The sequence below is a fragment of the Streptomyces sp. NPDC111656 genome (genome assembly GCF_055656965.1).
The window spans coordinates 51,423-66,673 of the sequence record NZ_JBVKCA010000023.1; the positions used below are offsets into that span (position 1 = coordinate 51,423).

Sequence of the window (15,251 nt, forward strand, 5' to 3'; positions counted from 1 at the left end):
CGGAGAGGCGCTCCTGACCTGGACCGAGGACCTTCTCCACGATCGCCCGGACATCCGTAACGCCAGACGTCTGATGCGCGATCGGCTGCAGACCACCGGCATACCGAATCCGTCATAGACGACGCTGTATTGATCCTGTCCGAGCTGCTGACAAACGCCTGCCTGCACGGAAGGCCTCTGGTCGGCGCGCGGCAGGACGCCGGTCACGTACGTATCCACTGGCAGACCGACTGCCGGGGCCGGCTCAGGATCGAGGTGACGGACGGCGGCGGTTGCGGCCTTCCGGTCGTCACTACGCCGTCCACCCACGCGCAGAGCGGCCGCGGCCTGCACATGGTCGCGGCGCTCGCCAACGACTGGGGAGTCCGCGACGACTGCGGCGAAGGCGTGACCGTGGGGGCGGTGCTGTCCTGCGAACATGCGCCGGACTCCGAGTAACACTCCAGCAGCGGTTCGTGTCCTGAGCTGCGACTTCGGCATTGGCGCCGCACCTCTGCCACGGTCAGGGGCTGCGGATGTCATGGCTGCCGCCCCCTTTTGCAGCGGTGGCGGCCTGCGCTGCCGGGGTGGCGAGGATGGCGTGAGCGAGCAGGGCCAAGGTGATGTGCCGTTACCACCGAGGGCGCCCGTTCGCACTGTACGGCCGCGGATGCGGGCGTGACGCGGCAGGACAAGACTGGGGTCATGGACGCGCACGGCCACGGGCTCGCCCGGTTCCGCTGGAGCCACGCGTCGGAGGCGTCCCGGGAGATCGGCCACTTGTCCTGAGCGGGAACCGGCGGCGCTTCGCCCAGGACCCCAAGCAGCCTTGCGGGCACATCGATCAACGAACCGGCGGACGAGCCTCGCGCCCGTCAGCGACGTCCTCCGACGGACGCAGCAGGCAGGGATGGTGGAGACATGAACATCGACCTGAGCGGACGCATCGCCATGGTCACCGGGTCCACCGCAGGCATCGGCGAGGCCACCGCGGCGGCGCTGACCGCCTCCGGGGCCGAGGTCGTGGTGAACGGGAGAAACCCCGAGAGCGTCGCCGCGACCGCCGAGCGGCTCGGCGGTCGCGGTGTCACCGCGGATGTGAGCACCCCGGAGGGCGCCGATGCGGTGATCGAGCAGGTCCCCGACGTCGACATCCTGGTGAACAACACAGGTGTGTTCGCCACCCAGCCGGTGTTCGAGATTCCCGACGAGGAATGGCTGCGCTTCTTCCACGTCAACGTGCTCTCCGGCATACGTCTGGCCCGCCACTACACTCCCCGGATGGTGCAACGCGGCTGGGGCCGGGTCGTGTTCGTCAGCAGCGAGGCCGGCATCCAGACGCCCACGAACATGGTCCACTACGGCATGACCAAGACGGCGCAGCTGGCGGTGTCGCGCGGCATGGCCCAGGAGGTCGCCGGCAGCGGAGTGACCGTCAACTGCGTATTGCCCGGGCCGACCTTGAGCGCCGGCGTGCTGGAGATGTGGGCCGACCTCTACCCGGGCCTCGACGTCGCCGAACAGGAGCGCAGGTTCGTCGCGGACGGGCGGGCCGCGAACTCCTTGCTGGGACGTCTGATCCGTCCGGAAGAGGTGGCCGGCCTGATCACCTACCTCGCATCGGATCAGGCGGCGGCGACCACGGGCGCGGCGCTGAGCGTCGACGGCGGCCTGGTCCCCACCGTATTCCCCTGAGCGACCTCCCGGAGCGGCGGCGCCGTCGCGCGCCCGCGCCGAGACCGGCAGTCCGCCGGTCCCGGGGGCCTGCTCATCGGTCCCGAGCACGGACGTGGTCAGTGCCAGGCACAGCTGACCACCCGTGCGTCCCACACGTGGACTCGCGCAAGCAAGAGCCCCAGGCCCAGGGCAGAGTGAGACCTGGCGGTGTACCCGAGGGAGTCGGCTCCGTGCCCCGAGAGTCTTGGCCCGTGGCACGTCGTACCCACGTCCGCGAAGCAGCACCGACACTGCAAGTAGGCACTCACTTCCCGGCCTTGCCGAAATCGGGCAGGCCTGCAGCTCTCGTTGCACATGGTCCGGTATTAGAATGCGTGCCGAATTCCTACGCACAGCTGATGGGGGAAATCCCAGGACACCAGACGCGGCGGCCCGTCGGAGACGACACCCCGGCAGGGGAAACTCCTGCTCGGACCCATGAGTTCAGCCGCAGCGGACTTGGCGGAGGAGAGACATCGAAACGCCCTCCTGCAGCGTCGCAGAAACGGGTGCACAATCGATGTACGAGCGTCCGCGGGCGGGATCCTACGCGAGGACTGAGCCGACGGACAGGTTCTGTTCACCCTGTCTCCGACGCGCCATGGGCCGCGCCCGCCTTCTTCCCGGCAGCCGGCGTCCTCGGTCCGGCGTTCCACCGGCAGCAGAGGTGGCAGTCCATGCACGAAGAGGCGTACGCAGCCCAATGCGCGGCTGAGGACAAGCGCTGCGCCGCCATTCCCCACCGCCGGTCGGGCAAGCTTCCCTTGTTCGCGCTTGCCCTGGGCAGTTTCGCGATCGGAACGTCCGAGTTCGCGAGCATGGGGATTCCTCAACTCTTCTCCGCCGACCTTCACTTGGGGCTCTCCTCGGTCACCAACGCCATCGCCGCGTACGCCGCCGGGGTGGTCATCGGCGCGCCCACCATCACACTCGCCGCGGCCCGTATGAACCGGCGCCGGCTTCTGCTCGGGCTGATGGGCCTGTTCGTCGTCGGAAACCTGCTGTCGTCCCTCGCCATGAACCTGGGCATGCTGGCGGCGGCGCGGTTCGTGAGCGGCCTGCCGCAGGGTGCGTACTTCGGTGCCGGCGCGGTCGTCGCTTCCTACGTCGTCGGCCCCGGAAGGTCCGGCAAGGCCTTCTCACTCGTCATGACCGGTCTGACGGTGGCCACGATCGTCGGATCGCCCCTCGCGACATTCCTCGGGCAGACCACGGGGTGGCGAGTCACCTACGTGATCGTGGCCGGGGTCGGCGCCGCGGCTCTGCTGGCGCTCCTGCTCTTCGTACCGCGGACCCGGGATCTGAGCGGTAGTTCCCTCGTGAAGGAGGTCGGCGCGCTGCGGAAGCCCGCCGCGTGGACCATCATGGGCGTCGCCGCCGTGGGCGTGGCCAGCATCTTCGCGGTCTACAGCTTCATAGGTCCCTACGTCACCGATGCGGCCGGCCTCGACCTCGGCGTCGTACCGATCGCTCTCGCCCTCTTCGGTATCGGCATGACCGCCGGGAACCTCTACGGCGGCCGCATCGCGGACCGGCATCCGTCGCTCGGCCTGGTGGGCGGCTTCGGCACGGCGCTGGTCCTGCTGGTACCGCTCGCCCTGTACGGCGCCCAGCCGTGGGTCCTCTTCGTGACGCTCGTAGGCATCGGCGCGGCCATGATGACCGCGATTCCGACGATCCAGGTGCGTCTGACCGACTTGGCCCCGGAGTCTCCCACCCTCATGGGAGCGATGAACCTGGCATCGCTCAATGTCGCCAACACCATCGGCGCCTGGGCGGGCGGGGCCGTGATCGGCGCAGGCTTCGGAACCCTCTCCTCGGCGTGGGCCGGCTTCTTCCTCACCCTGGCGGGCCTTCTCCTCTTCTTCTCCACCACGCGCGTGACACGGACGGCACAGCAGCCGCTGACACCCCAGCCCGGCTCCATAGGGTGACCGGCTCCCGGAAAGGAACCATCATGGCCCTGGACAAGATCATGCCCGACCGCATCGGCTTCGGCACGGCCCCCATGGGCAACATGTTCCGTGCTGTCCCGGAGGAAGAGGCGTCCGCCACCCTCAACGCGGCCTGGGACCAGGGCATCCGCTACTACGACTCCGCGCCGCTCTACGGCGCCGGCCTCGCCGAGATCCGTCTCGGCGAGATGCTGTCGCAAAAGCCCCGGGACGAGTTCGTGCTGTCCAGCAAGGTGGGCCGGGTCATTCTCGACGTGGTCGAGTCCGGCAGTCGCGATCTGGGTGAGAAGGGGAGTCTGTTCGCCGAGGGAAGGCCGAACAAGATCCTCCACGAGTGGACCGCCGATGCCACGGAACGTTCGATCGACGGCAGTTTGCAGCGACTCGGCGTGGACAGGCTGGACATCGTCTGGGTGCACGACGTAGCGCAGGACTTCCACGGCGACCCCTGGATCGGCAAGTTCGAGGAAGCCAGGACCGGGGCGTTCCGGGTGTTGAGCAGGCTGCGGGACGAGGGCGTCATCAGGGCCTGGGGCCTGGGTGTCAACCGTACCGAGCCCATCGAGCTCACCCTGGCACTCGATGAACCGAAGCCCGACGGCTTCCTGCTGGCCGGCCGGTACACCCTCCTCGACCACGAGCACGCCCTGCAGCGGCTGCTGCCCATGGCACAGGAGCAGGGAGTCGGCATGGTGGTGGGCGGACCGTACAGCTCCGGAATCCTGGCCGGCGGAACCCATTTCGAGTACCAGGACGCGCCCCCGGAAGTCGTCGAACGGGTAAGGCTCATCAAGGACATCGCCGACCGGAACGGGGTCTCGATCAAGGCGGCCGCATTGCAGTTCTCGCTCGCCCACCCGGTGAGCGCCGCGGTCATTCCCGGCGCGACGAAGCCCAGCCGCATCGCCGAGGACCTGGCGGCACTCCACGAACAGATCCCGGACCGGTTCTGGCGAGAACTTCGCGAGGCACGGCTGGTGAGCCCGCAGGCACCTCTGCCGGACGGCATCTGATCCCATCCGCTCCCCCGAGGAACGGCCATTCTCGGCTCGCTCAGGGACGGCTGTTCCCGGCTCCCCCAGGAACGACGATTCTCGACACACTTGGAGACACGCCATGGCATCCACATCGGTGAGCCGGATCGTCCCGGCCCCTCCGGAACGCGTGTGGCGGCTGATCGGGGGGTTCGGCTCGCTGCCCGACTGGCTTCCCTACATTCCGTCGAGCATCCTGGAGGACGGAGGGCGCCTCAGAAGGCTCGGCAACCCCGACGGGGACACCATCGTCGAGCGCTTGGTCGCCTTCAACGAGGAAGAGCGTCAGTACAGTTACGCCATCGTCGAGGCGCCGTTCCCGGTGACCGACTACGTCTCCACCCTGCGGGTCCACGCCGTCTCGGGCGACGCGACCATCAGTGAGGTCCAGTGGTCGGGACGTTTCGTTCCCACGGACGCCTCCGATGCCGACGTCGTCGCTCTCTTCACCGGAATCTACGGCGATGGTCTGGAAGCTCTGATCAAGGCATTGTCGTGAGGGGTCGACCACTCGGATCACCGGGTGACGAGCCCCCGCGGCGCGGCCGGTCGACCCGAGTGGCCACGGCGCGCGCCGTGGCCTCACCGCGCTGTCGATCTGGATTGGGAGGAGATTGACCATGGATTTCCGACAGCTGGGGAATTCAGGGCTGCTGGTCTCGACGATCGCCCTGGGCACGATGACGTTCGGCGGCAAGGACGTCTTCGGCAACGTGGGCCATACCGACGTGGACGGTGCCCGTCGTCAGGTCGACATGTGCCTCGACGCCGGCGTCAACCTCATCGACACGGCGAACATGTACTCCTCGGGAGCGGCCGAGGAGATCCTCGGCAAGGCCCTGGCAGGCCGGCGGGACACGGTCCTCGTCTCGTCGAAGGTACGCCTGCCCATGGGGGACGGACCCAATGACGAGGGTCTGTCGCGCCGGCACATCCTGGACCAGGTCGATGCCAGCCTGCGCCGCCTGGGTACCGACCACCTGGACATCTACCACGTGCACCAGTGGGACGGTCTGACTCCGCTGGAAGAGACCATGCAGACGCTCGACAGCCTCGTGGCCTCGGGAAAGGTCCGGTACCTGGGCGTCTCGAACTTCTCTGGCTGGCAGCTCATGAAGGCGCTGTGTGTCGCCGACGCGCACGGATACCAGCGGTTCGTCAGCAACCAGATCTACTACTCGCTCGAGTCCAGGGACGCCGAGTACGAACTCGTTCCCGCCTCCGTGGACCAGGGGCTCGGGATCCTCGTCTGGAGCCCGCTCGCGGGAGGGTTGTTGAGTGGCAAATACCGGCGTGACCGGCAGCCCGAGGACGGCAGGCACCTCACCGAGTGGTCCGAGCCCCCCGTACGTGACGAGGAGAAGCTCTACGACACCATCGACGCCCTCGTCGAGGTGGCCTCCGCACGCGGGGCCTCCCCGGCCCAGGTGGCCCTGGCCTATGTGCTCACGAAACCCGCCGTCACCTCCGTCATCATCGGCGCCCGCAAGGACGAACAACTGGCCGACAATCTCGGGGCGGCCGATCTGGAGCTCTCGCCGGAGGAAGTGGACCGCCTCGACAAAGTAAGCGCGCCCGACCTCATCTATCCGCACTGGCACCAGGCCAACCTCGTGTCCTCCCGGTTCAGCGAGGCAGACCTGGCACTGCACCGGCCGGCCCGCTGAACACTCACTCAGACGCACCGCAGGGCCGTCCCGGGGAAGCCGTGTTCTGATCGCATGTGCGAATCCGCTGCCACCGGTCGCCGGCGGTAGGGATCCGCAGCTTGCCGAGAGGCTGGCGACTGTGACGGACGACCGAAGCTTGGCGCCGGGGATGGCCCCGCGAACTGCGGAGGCAGTACAAGATCAGGCGCACCCCTGGCTGAGCCTTGAACTGGAGCGCTCTGCGGCCGTGATGCTCCAGGCCGAGTCGCCCTGGGCCACGGCAAGCGATGCCCTTCAAGCAGACGCCCGACCAATTCGCAGTGGCATGCCTGGTGTTGGCACTGCGGGGCTCACCGCCGGACCTGTGCTAGCTTTTTCTCCGGACGTACAAAAGTCACGGTCCGGTAGGTAGTCCGGATGGCGGTCATGCGCTCGTACAGTGCCGTTGAGGCACGTCCGGTGCGTCCCTTTTCGTTTCATCTTCGAGAAGGGACACAGCTGTGTCGGATCTGCATGTCATCATCGCCGGAGGCGGGCTGGGCGGCCTGGCCCTCGCGCAGGGGCTTCGCCGGGCGGGGATCAGCGCCGCGGTGTACGAGAAGGACTCCACTGCGGCCTTCCGCAACCAGGGCTACCGCATCCGCATCAACTCCGACGGCATCACCGCGCTCAGGGCGGTGCTGACGCCGCAGGCGTACGAGGTGTTCACGGCTACCGCCGCCACCCCCGGGTCGCGCATGGACACGTTCGACCACCAGCTGAACCTGCTGCACGCCCAGGAACTCCCGCCCGTCCCGGACCTGCCCGGCGGCGGGCACCTGGCGGTCAACCGCATGACGCTGCGACAGATCCTGTTGTCCGGCCTGGACAAGGCGGTGCACTACGGTGCCCGGCTGACCCACTACGACACCGACCGGTCGGGCTCGGTGACCGCGCACTTCGCGGACGGCACCAGTGCCACGGGCGATGTCCTGATCGGCGCCGACGGGGTCAACTCGGCCACCCGCAGGCAGTACCTGCCCCAGGCTCAGGTCATCGACGCCGGACTGCGGCTGCTCTACGGCAAGGTCCCGTTCGCCGGTGACCAGGCCCGAGCCCTGGTCCCGCCCGAACTGCTCGGACTGTGGACCACCGTCATCGGCCCGGGCAAGCGCTTCGTGGGACTCGCCCCCGTGCAGTACCACGAGCCCATGCACCGGGCGACGGCCCGGCTGGCTTCCGACATCGAGCTCAGCGACGACAGCGACTACCTCGCGTGCGTCTTCGGCACCCGACGTGAGCAGATTCCCTGCACGGACGAGGAGTTGTTCGCGATGAACGGCGCGGAACTGAAAGCGCTCACGCTCTCCCTGGTGGAGGGATGGCACCCTGGACTGGTCGAGATCGTGTCCCGTCAGGACCCCGCCTCGATCTTCCCGGTCTCGGTGCGCACCAGCGTGCCCGTCGCGACGTGGGAGACCACCGCGGTCACCCTGTTGGGCGATGCCATCCACGTCATGAGCCCTGCCATCGGCGTTGGCGCGAACACCGCACTGCGTGACGCACGGATACTGACCGTTCGACTCGTTCAGGCCGCCGGCGGTCGGCCGTTGGCCGAGGCCCTGCATGCGTACGAGGAAGAGATGATCGGCTACGGCTTCGACGCCGTGCGCGAATCGGCCGCCCGCGGACACAACATGGTGGGACAGGACCCGCTGCCCTCAACAGGGGTGTAGCCGTCTGCGTCTGGCGACCGCCCGCACACCGAACCGTGCGAACCGGTGGCGGGTCCACACCCAGCATCTGGCGATCGCCGGACCCAGAAATGTCGATGCGAAGTAGCACCGCCCGAAGTGTGGGCGGTGCCTTCCCCGGTGCCGTGATGGTGGCCGGTCCTCGGACCGCGTCAAGGGATGCCGGTAGCTTCCAGCGAAAGACAACGCTAGGCGGTTGATCTTGGGGGGCAGCGCGTCAGGGGGAGACGGCGCTTGAGGATCAGCGGCCGGAAATCTGGCGTCACGCCGGTGTTCGTTGGTCGACGTCCTGCCCGTTGCAGGCCGTGTAGGCCCTCGACGGAAGTTCCTCCTCGGCGCTCACGACGGCCTCCTGGTCCTCGGATCGCCGGCCCGGCTCGTCCGTGGCTGCCGTCACAGGCTCAGCAGCAGGTCCCGGACCGCGGCGGGCTGGGACAGGAACGGGTGGTGGCCGGCCTCGAGTTCGACGACGCTGCCGGCCCGGCGGGCGAACTCGCGCTGTAGGCGCGGCGGGGTGCCGCGGTCCTGACTGCAGACGAGATACGTCGAGGGCACCTGCTGCCATGCGGCCGCCCCGACCTTCTGCCCCGTCACCTGCACGCTCTGCCGGGCGAGGTGATCCGCCGCCTGCGCCTGGACCTCAGGGTCGCAGTCCTGCAGGAACGTGTCCACGAGCAGTTCGCGGCGGACCCCGAACGTGCCGGCGTCAGGGTCGACGTCGAGGAACGGGGCAGGGCTCCCGTCCCCGAACTCCGACAGGCTCTGCCCGACCTCGGGCAGGTAGCTGGAGACCAGCAGCAGGTGGCGTACCGACCCGATTCCCGCAGCGGCTTCCGCGGTGACGATGCCGCCGTAGCTGTGGGCGACCACGACGGTCGGCTCGTCGCCGCTCTGCAGCACCTGCCGCACCGCGGCAACGTCCTCGGACAGCCCCGGACCGCCGACGCCGCCGGGCAGGCCCGTCTCGCCGCAGCTCGGCAGCGCCGGGGCCACGCTCGGCACCCCTCGCTCCTGCAGCAGCTCGGCGGTGCGGTGCCACCACCACGACCCGTCCCGCACGCACGCCCCATGCACGAACACGACCCTCATCGCTTCCTCCACGTCTGCCTTGACTGCCTTTCGATCAACGGTAGACGTAGTCGCCGTTACGTGAAAAAGTCGCGCCGTGGGCAGACGACCGCAACCGCACATCAAGGAGAGGCTGCTCGATGCCTGCGCTGATCACGCCCTCGCGCACGGCCTCCCCGACCGGCTCGAGCCGCTGGCCACCGCCACCGGCACCTCAGCCCGCATGCTGATCTATCACTTCGGCACCCGCGACGCCCTGCTGCGGGCCGTCCTCGGGCGCGCGCGGCAACGCCAGCTCGACACATTCGGCGACCTCCTGCGGGTGCGACCCGACGAGCCCTACACGGCCACCCTGGATCGCGCCTGGACCTCCATCACCGGCCCGGACGGCCGGCCGTACCTGCGGATGTTCGGTCAGCTGCGCGAGAGCGCGGAGCAGCAGTTGTGGCCCGACTTCCGGCGCACCGCGACGACCGACTGGCTCGGGCCGCTCGAAGACGGCCTGCGCAGCATCGGTCGGCCGGATCTCGCGACGCTCGTTCTCGCTGTCATCCGTGGTCTTCTCATGGACCTCGACGCCACCGGCGACACCACCCGCACCGACCGGGCCTTCCGCGACTTCCTGGGCGCAGTCGAGCACCTTCCAGCGGCTACCGCTCAACCGCTTACCGCTCCCTGAAGCGTCGTCTCCGGGCGAATCCAGGTTTGAGCGATCTCCGCGACCCAGGTGGCCGCCACCTCGGGAGCGGGTGGGGGTGCGCCGACGACGACGAGTTCGGTGACGCCTGCCGCAGCGAGTGCGGGGAGGTGCTCCGGGGTGCCGTCGCTCAGCGCGACGGCGACTGTGAGCTCGGCAAAAGCACGACCGTGGCGGGCGCACTCGTCGGCGAGAACGGCGATGCGTGCCGGGACGTCGGCCGCCGGGACGTTGAAGCCGTACCAGCCATCGGCGAGCGTGACCGCGCGGCGCAAGGCGGCGTCGCTGTTGCCTCCGACCACGACCGGGAGCCGGCCGCCGCGCAGCGGTTTCGGGTTGACCCGGATCGCGTCGAAGCGGGTGAACTCCCCTGCGAAGGAGGCCGGGTCCTCGGCCCAGAGGGTGCGCATCGCGGCGAGGTACTCTTCGGTGCGCTGCCCGCGCCTCGCGAAGGGGACTCCGAGCGCTGCGAATTCCTCGGCCGACCAGCCGACTCCGACTCCGAGGCTGAACCGCCCGGCGGAGAGCACGTCGAGTGTGGCGGCCTGTTTGGCGACCACGATCGGATTGTGCTCAGGCAACAGGAGCACGCCGGTGGCGAGTTCGATCCGGCTGGTGACCGCCGCCGCGAAGGTCAGGGCAAGCAGCGGGTCCAGCCAGTCCGCGTCCCCTGGCACGGCGATCCGGCCGTCCACGGAGTAGGGGTAACGGGAGGCGGGCGCGTCCACGAGCACCACGTGCTCGCCGCACCAGAGCCTCGCGAAGCCGTGCGTCTCCGCGGCCGTGGCCACCGCACGGATCACCTCGGGACGGGCACCGTCACCGATACCGAGCGCGTGCAACCCCACTCGCATTCTCCACCTCCGGGCGTCACCTTAGGCGCGAAGCGCGGACGCGCTCGGGTGACGTGGCGCGCCGCGCGCGGAGGTGGCGGGGCCTGTCGTCCGGACGAGTGAGACCACCTCCCCCGCCCCTGACATGCCTGCGTCCGTGGTCCCGGATCTGTTCGATATGCACATCAACACGGCTGTCCGCCGGGTCCAGCATGCCAAGAGGGACTGAATCGACTATGTGGCGGCCAGAGCAGAGGACCAAGGTGTCGAGGATTGGCGCCTGCCAGGTGGGTGACACTTGCTGTGTCACATCTGAGGGACGGGGCCGACGGCCGGCAACATCCCATCCAGCAAGACGGCGACTACGTTCTCTGCGACGAGTGGCGCAATCCCGACGAGGACGAGGTTGACCTGCCCTCCTTCCGCTTTGAGGCTCAGGAGTACCAAAGAGAAGTCGAGCGGGCAACCGCGGACCGCAGCTGGAATTGGCCGGCGCGGACCGTTGCACGGCTGCTGGAGCAAGACCTCCGAGATCACACTGACTGGCTCGCACGGTGGAAATGCGAACTCGACGCCGTATCCGCCTGGCCCTGGGAACCGCACCAGGTCAACGTCTCCCTCTTCCACCCAGGCCGCTCCGCGATCAGGGAAGACCGTCCATGGCCGCAGTTCCGGATGATCCTCGCCGTCTCCAGTGACGACCCCGCAGACCAAGCTGAACGGCTCGCTGAGCAACTCGTCGCAGCTGACCCGCGCCAAGCCGCTGAAGTCTGCGGTGGCTCACCAGACTTCGCCAGGCAACTCGGTTACTCATGGCCGCAGCGTCGCAGAGCCTGAGCCTTGCAGCCTCCGCCCCCGTACGTCACGTCTCCAGCGGGCTCCGGCCCACCCTGCGGTACCTGGTGCGAAGCGCTTGACCCTCACGTGGCGTCATGCCGCATTGTCGGTGACATGGAGGAACATCTGACCGTAGGACGCGTGGCCGAGCTGGCCGACGTAAGCGTCCGCACACTGCATCACTACGACGAGATCGGCCTCGTGCAGCCATCCGCGCGGACCTCGGCCGGATACCGGGCCTACTCGGCGGACGATGTGGAGCGACTGCGGGAGGTGCTCGGCTACCGGCGGCTGGGCTTCGGATTGCGCGAAATCGCGGATCTCGTAGACGACCCGACCACCGACGCGGTCGCGCACCTGCACAGGCTGCGCGGCCTGCTGCTGGACCAGCGCGACCGCGCTGCCGCCATGGTGACGGCCATAGACGGGGAACTGGAGGCACGGGCAATGGGGATCAGGACCACGCCGGAGGAACAACTGAAAGTACTCGGCGCGCAGTTGTACGAAGCCATCGGGTCCGCATACCGGGCGACGCGGCGCACCGAGCCGCGGATCGCCGCGAGGATCTGGGATGCGCTCGGGGACGCACGGACGGTACTGAACGTCGGGGCCGGCACCGGCTCCTACGAACCCCCGGACCGCGACGTGACCGCGGTGGAACCGTCGGCGGTCATGCGGGCGCAGCGTCCCGCGAGCGCGGCGCCCTGCGTGGCCGCCGCCGCGGAGAGCCTCCCGTTCGAGGATCAGTCCTTCGACGCCGCGATGGCCTTCAGCACCGTTCATCACTGGCAGGACCCGATCGCCGGGCTGCGCGAGATGCGGCAAGTGGCCCGGCGCGTGGTGGTGTTCACGTACGACGCCAGTGACACCGGCTGGCTTCAGAGGTTCTGGCTCACCCGCGACTACCTGCCGGAATTCGCTGCCCTTCTCGTCGGCTGGCCTTCACTGGCAGACCTGACCCGCGCGATCGAGGGGCGCGCGGAGCCCGTGCTCATCCCATGGGACTGCGCTGACGGCTTCTTCGAGGCCCACTGGCGCCGGCCGGAGGCGTACCTGGACGAACATGTGCGCCGCGCGGTATCGGTATGGACCAGAGTCGGGCCGGAGGCCGAGCAACGGGCGGTGAACAGCCTTCGCGACGACCTTTCCTCAGGCCGCTGGGCGGAGCGCAACCGCGACCTCGTCGCCCTCGACGCGGCAGAGCTCGGCCTCCGCCTTCTCGTAGCCTGAACCATCGCGCGCGAGTACGCCGCAAGGAGTTGACCCGCCGGAATCAGTAGGCGTCGCCGCGGCGAGGCTTGGTCTCGAAGGCGCGCTCGACCTGGAGGCCCTCGCCGTACAGGTCGAGCATGTACCGGTCGGTCCAGGCCAGCAGCTGCATCAGGGCGCCCCGGAGCGCGCTACGTCTACCTCGGTACGGACACCGCCGCCGCGCCCTGACACTGATCACGAGGCCGGGCATCGTCGTCGATACTGATGGTCTGCAGCTGGTGCACAGCAGCGTCAAGTACCGTCAGATTCCGACGGATCCTGATACGCCAGTCACTTTGCGAGTGGAGCTGGTCGGTCAGAAGGCCCGCGGCCGCGTGGTGGTGCGGCCCCCGCGTCGGACGTTCGGGCAGTGGCTGTTGCGTAGACCCACGTCCTTTTCTGCAGGCGCTTGACTCCATCGCTGCGGGCGAGTCTGTAGGACTCGGTTCCAGTCGATCAAGGTGGCACTGAAGGCGCACCTGTCCACCGTCGCGCGCAGAGCCCCGGGTCGGTGATGGTGCGGCTCCACCCGTGAAGCCTCGTTGGATGCGACCGCAATGCTGATCTTTCCCCCACGCCCAGTGAGAACGTGGAAGAGTATCTCCGCGCCGCGGCGGTCCAGTTCGAGGTAGCCGAGTTCGTCGATTTCGAGAAGATCGACGCGCCCGCAGCGGGCGAGGGTCTTGCCCAGCTGTTTGTCGTCGGCGGCGTCGACCGGCTCGTTCACCAAGGAGGCCGGGACCGCGGCCTCCGCCACCGGGCCGTGAGGGAGTTGCCTTGGCCCGCCGCATCACGGGGATTCTGAGGCAGGCCAAGCAAGTCGCCACCCAGGTCCCGGTGGGCAGTGCTCAGGACGCGGGAGATGGTGGCCTGCTCGACGTCCAGGAGCGTGCGGTACATCTCCCTGTGTTGGCCCCCTCGCCCTGGGCCGGGCGGCGGGCTGCTTGGGCACGGGTGAAGCGGCCTCGCTCAGCCGGCGCGGCCACCGGGGCCTCCCCGTGTGCGCGGCGCGCTGCGCCGATCACCTCAGTACGCTCCTCGAAATGGCGTTCCTCCATGCCGGATGCCGGGGTCAGGGTGTGTGGGTGGGCCAAGGGATGTCAGTGGCGACTGCGGCGGTGTAGTCGATGCGCGGCACGGAGAATCCGTACAGGCGTTGGACTTCGGCGCGGAACCAGGCGAGGTCGGCGAGGTCGGCGATGGTGCTGGTGGTGGCGGCCTCCCAGCGTTCGGCGACGGCCGCCTGGACGTCGTCAGTGAGTTCCCAGTTGTCCAGGCGGACCCGGCCTTCGTCATCCAGAGTGAGCGGGGCAGCACCGGTGAGCTGGTCCCAGAGGACGGCGAGCTGGCGTACAGGCGGGACCAGGTCCTCTCCAAGGACGCCGCGCAACAGGCCGGTGTACAGGGCGATGCCAGGGATGGCGGTGGAGGACTGGGTGACGGCGGCGCCGTTGACGGAGGTCACGGCCCGCCCGCCTACGGTCTTGTCGAGCCGCTCGTTCAGGGTGCGGGCGGTGGCCTCCAAGTGGGCCTTGGCCGCGCCGATGGTGCCCTGCCGGTAGATCGCCGCTGTCAGCGGCGATCCGAAGTACGACAGCGCGGCGGAAGCGAAGCCGGCGCCGAGCAGGTCCCGTCCGGCGAGGTGGTCGACCCAGCGTTCCCAGTCCGCGCCGCCCATCACGGCCACGGTCTGCTCGACATCATCGCCGTCGGCCGGCCCGGTCTCGAGACGAGCGCAAAGTCGAGCATCTCCTGGCCTTCGCCGGCATCGCCAGCTCCCTCATCCGCTACCTCTGCTACACCAACTGAGCTGATCTTTTATTGGTTTGCCGCAGGCCATCCCGGTCGGATAGGAAGCTTGCATGCTAAAGGGCAGCAAGGTCGGGCTGAGGGCCCGGCACGAGGACGACATCCCGGTCCTGCGGACCGAGCTCTACGACGACGTGGTCAACGGCTCGCGGGCCGAAGGCCGGCCGTGGCGGCCGATCACGCCAGGTTCGAAGGACTCGCGGCTCGAAGTGGACGACAAGGAGCAGGGGCTCGTCCCGTTCTCCGTGGTGGAGCTGGACGGCGGCACGCTGGTCGGTACCGCGACGCTGTGGGGCATCGACAATCACAACCGGTCCGCGCACATCGGGCTCGGGCTGCTGCCGTCCTCGCGCGGCAAGGGCTACGGCACCGACGTGGTCGCGGTGCTCTGTCACTACGGTTTCGTCGTGCGCGGCCTGCAGCGGCTGCAGATCGACACTTTGTCGGACAACACCGCGATGCTGAGTTCCGCCGAGCGCAACGGGTTCGTCCGCGAGGGCGTGCTGCGCTCCTCGGTCTGGGTGCTGGGCGAGTTTCTGGACCAGGTGCTGCTCGGACTCCTCGCCCAGGACTGGAAGCCGGACTCGAAGGGCTAGCTGCCGCCGGACGGTCAAGGACGGGCCGCGGAGCCGACATGGACGGCCGAGAGCCATGACGAACCGGTCACTCTGTCGCTCCACGCCGTTGGGC

General features: G+C 68.7%; 12 protein-coding genes and 3 pseudogenes. 10 read left to right on the forward strand and 5 right to left on the reverse strand.

What is annotated here, in order from left to right; all coding sequences use genetic code 11:
* Window positions 1-96: 96 nt before the first annotated feature.
* The 7 genes and pseudogenes from ACZ7M3_RS43260 to ACZ7M3_RS43290 form a co-directional block, all read left to right on the forward strand.
* A pseudogene (locus ACZ7M3_RS43260) lies at window positions 97-438 on the forward strand (ATP-binding protein); the annotation flags it as partial.
* A 462-nt stretch (window positions 439-900) separates the two neighbouring features.
* On the forward strand, window positions 901-1,674 hold the full coding sequence (locus ACZ7M3_RS43265; RefSeq protein WP_355430649.1) for an SDR family NAD(P)-dependent oxidoreductase: 774 nt from the start codon (window positions 901-903) through the stop codon (window positions 1,672-1,674).
* Window positions 1,675-2,372: 698 nt separating this feature from the next.
* Entirely contained in the window at window positions 2,373-3,629 is a 1,257-nt protein-coding gene (locus tag ACZ7M3_RS43270; RefSeq protein ID WP_472071148.1) for an MFS transporter, read from the forward strand.
* 23 nt (window positions 3,630-3,652) lie between these two features.
* Window positions 3,653-4,663: an aldo/keto reductase gene (locus ACZ7M3_RS43275; protein ID WP_472071150.1), complete on the forward strand. Its 1,011-nt coding sequence runs from the start codon at window positions 3,653-3,655 to the stop codon at window positions 4,661-4,663.
* Between the two features lie 103 nt (window positions 4,664-4,766).
* Window positions 4,767-5,183, forward strand: coding sequence for an SRPBCC family protein (locus ACZ7M3_RS43280; protein WP_472071152.1), 417 nt, complete (start codon window positions 4,767-4,769; stop codon window positions 5,181-5,183).
* A gap of 121 nt (window positions 5,184-5,304) precedes the next feature.
* Window positions 5,305-6,351, forward strand: a complete 1,047-nt coding sequence (locus tag ACZ7M3_RS43285) for an aldo/keto reductase (RefSeq protein ID WP_472071154.1) — start codon at window positions 5,305-5,307, stop codon at window positions 6,349-6,351.
* A 482-nt stretch (window positions 6,352-6,833) separates the two neighbouring features.
* Window positions 6,834-8,048 carry an FAD-dependent oxidoreductase gene (locus tag ACZ7M3_RS43290; protein WP_472071156.1) on the forward strand — a complete coding sequence of 405 codons (1,215 nt, stop codon included), beginning with the start codon at window positions 6,834-6,836 and terminating at the stop codon, window positions 8,046-8,048.
* Between the two features lie 280 nt (window positions 8,049-8,328).
* Here the strand turns inward: ACZ7M3_RS43290 and ACZ7M3_RS43295 are convergent, their stop codons facing one another.
* Both ACZ7M3_RS43295 and ACZ7M3_RS43300 read right to left on the reverse strand, forming a co-directional pair.
* Window positions 8,329-8,463, reverse strand: coding sequence for a hypothetical protein (locus ACZ7M3_RS43295; protein WP_472071158.1), 135 nt, complete (start codon window positions 8,461-8,463; stop codon window positions 8,329-8,331).
* On the reverse strand, window positions 8,460-9,155 hold the full coding sequence (locus tag ACZ7M3_RS43300) for an alpha/beta hydrolase (RefSeq protein WP_472071159.1): 696 nt from the start codon (window positions 9,153-9,155) through the stop codon (window positions 8,460-8,462). The genes ACZ7M3_RS43295 and ACZ7M3_RS43300 overlap by 4 nt, the downstream gene beginning before the upstream one ends.
* Window positions 9,156-9,231: 76 nt before the next feature.
* Here ACZ7M3_RS43300 and ACZ7M3_RS43305 point away from each other — a divergent pair, with 76 nt between their 5' ends.
* Window positions 9,232-9,813, forward strand: a complete 582-nt coding sequence (locus ACZ7M3_RS43305; RefSeq protein ID WP_472071161.1) for a TetR/AcrR family transcriptional regulator — start codon at window positions 9,232-9,234, stop codon at window positions 9,811-9,813.
* Here the strand turns inward: ACZ7M3_RS43305 and ACZ7M3_RS43310 are convergent.
* Window positions 9,792-10,685, reverse strand: a complete 894-nt coding sequence (locus ACZ7M3_RS43310) for an LLM class F420-dependent oxidoreductase (protein WP_472071163.1) — start codon at window positions 10,683-10,685, stop codon at window positions 9,792-9,794. The two genes, ACZ7M3_RS43305 and ACZ7M3_RS43310, sit on opposite strands and share 22 nt — an antisense overlap.
* A 930-nt stretch (window positions 10,686-11,615) precedes the next feature.
* Between ACZ7M3_RS43310 and ACZ7M3_RS43315 the strand changes: the two genes are divergently transcribed.
* A complete protein-coding gene (locus ACZ7M3_RS43315) occupies window positions 11,616-12,731 on the forward strand; it encodes a MerR family transcriptional regulator (RefSeq protein WP_472071165.1) in 1,116 nt (371 codons plus the stop codon).
* Window positions 12,732-13,178: 447 nt separating this feature from the next.
* Here ACZ7M3_RS43315 and ACZ7M3_RS43320 read toward each other — a convergent pair.
* Window positions 13,179-13,482, reverse strand: a pseudogene (locus tag ACZ7M3_RS43320) (ATP-binding protein); the annotation flags it as partial.
* Between the two features lie 342 nt (window positions 13,483-13,824).
* Window positions 13,825-14,481, reverse strand: a pseudogene (locus ACZ7M3_RS43325) (enoyl-[acyl-carrier-protein] reductase FabV); the annotation flags it as partial.
* A gap of 133 nt (window positions 14,482-14,614) precedes the next feature.
* Between ACZ7M3_RS43325 and ACZ7M3_RS43330 the strand changes: the two are divergent.
* Entirely contained in the window at window positions 14,615-15,157 is a 543-nt protein-coding gene (locus ACZ7M3_RS43330; protein WP_472071167.1) for a GNAT family N-acetyltransferase, read from the forward strand.
* Window positions 15,158-15,251 lie beyond the last annotated feature (94 nt).

Bases quoted from the DNA above. Each gene is read 5' to 3' on its own strand.
- ACZ7M3_RS43265 (WP_355430649.1), top strand. From the start codon at position 901: ATGAACATCGACCTGAGCGGACGCATCGCCATGGTCACCGGGTCCACC.
- ACZ7M3_RS43270 (WP_472071148.1), top strand. From the start codon at position 2,373: ATGCACGAAGAGGCGTACGCAGCCCAATGCGCGGCTGAGGACAAGCGC.
- ACZ7M3_RS43275 (WP_472071150.1), top strand. From the start codon at position 3,653: ATGGCCCTGGACAAGATCATGCCCGACCGCATCGGCTTCGGCACGGCC.
- ACZ7M3_RS43280 (WP_472071152.1), top strand. From the start codon at position 4,767: ATGGCATCCACATCGGTGAGCCGGATCGTCCCGGCCCCTCCGGAACGC.
- ACZ7M3_RS43285 (WP_472071154.1), top strand. From the start codon at position 5,305: ATGGATTTCCGACAGCTGGGGAATTCAGGGCTGCTGGTCTCGACGATC.
- ACZ7M3_RS43300 (WP_472071159.1), bottom strand. From the start codon at position 9,155: ATGAGGGTCGTGTTCGTGCATGGGGCGTGCGTGCGGGACGGGTCGTGG.
- ACZ7M3_RS43310 (WP_472071163.1), bottom strand. From the start codon at position 10,685: ATGCGAGTGGGGTTGCACGCGCTCGGTATCGGTGACGGTGCCCGTCCC.
- ACZ7M3_RS43315 (WP_472071165.1), top strand. From the start codon at position 11,616: ATGGAGGAACATCTGACCGTAGGACGCGTGGCCGAGCTGGCCGACGTA.
- ACZ7M3_RS43330 (WP_472071167.1), top strand. From the start codon at position 14,615: ATGCTAAAGGGCAGCAAGGTCGGGCTGAGGGCCCGGCACGAGGACGAC.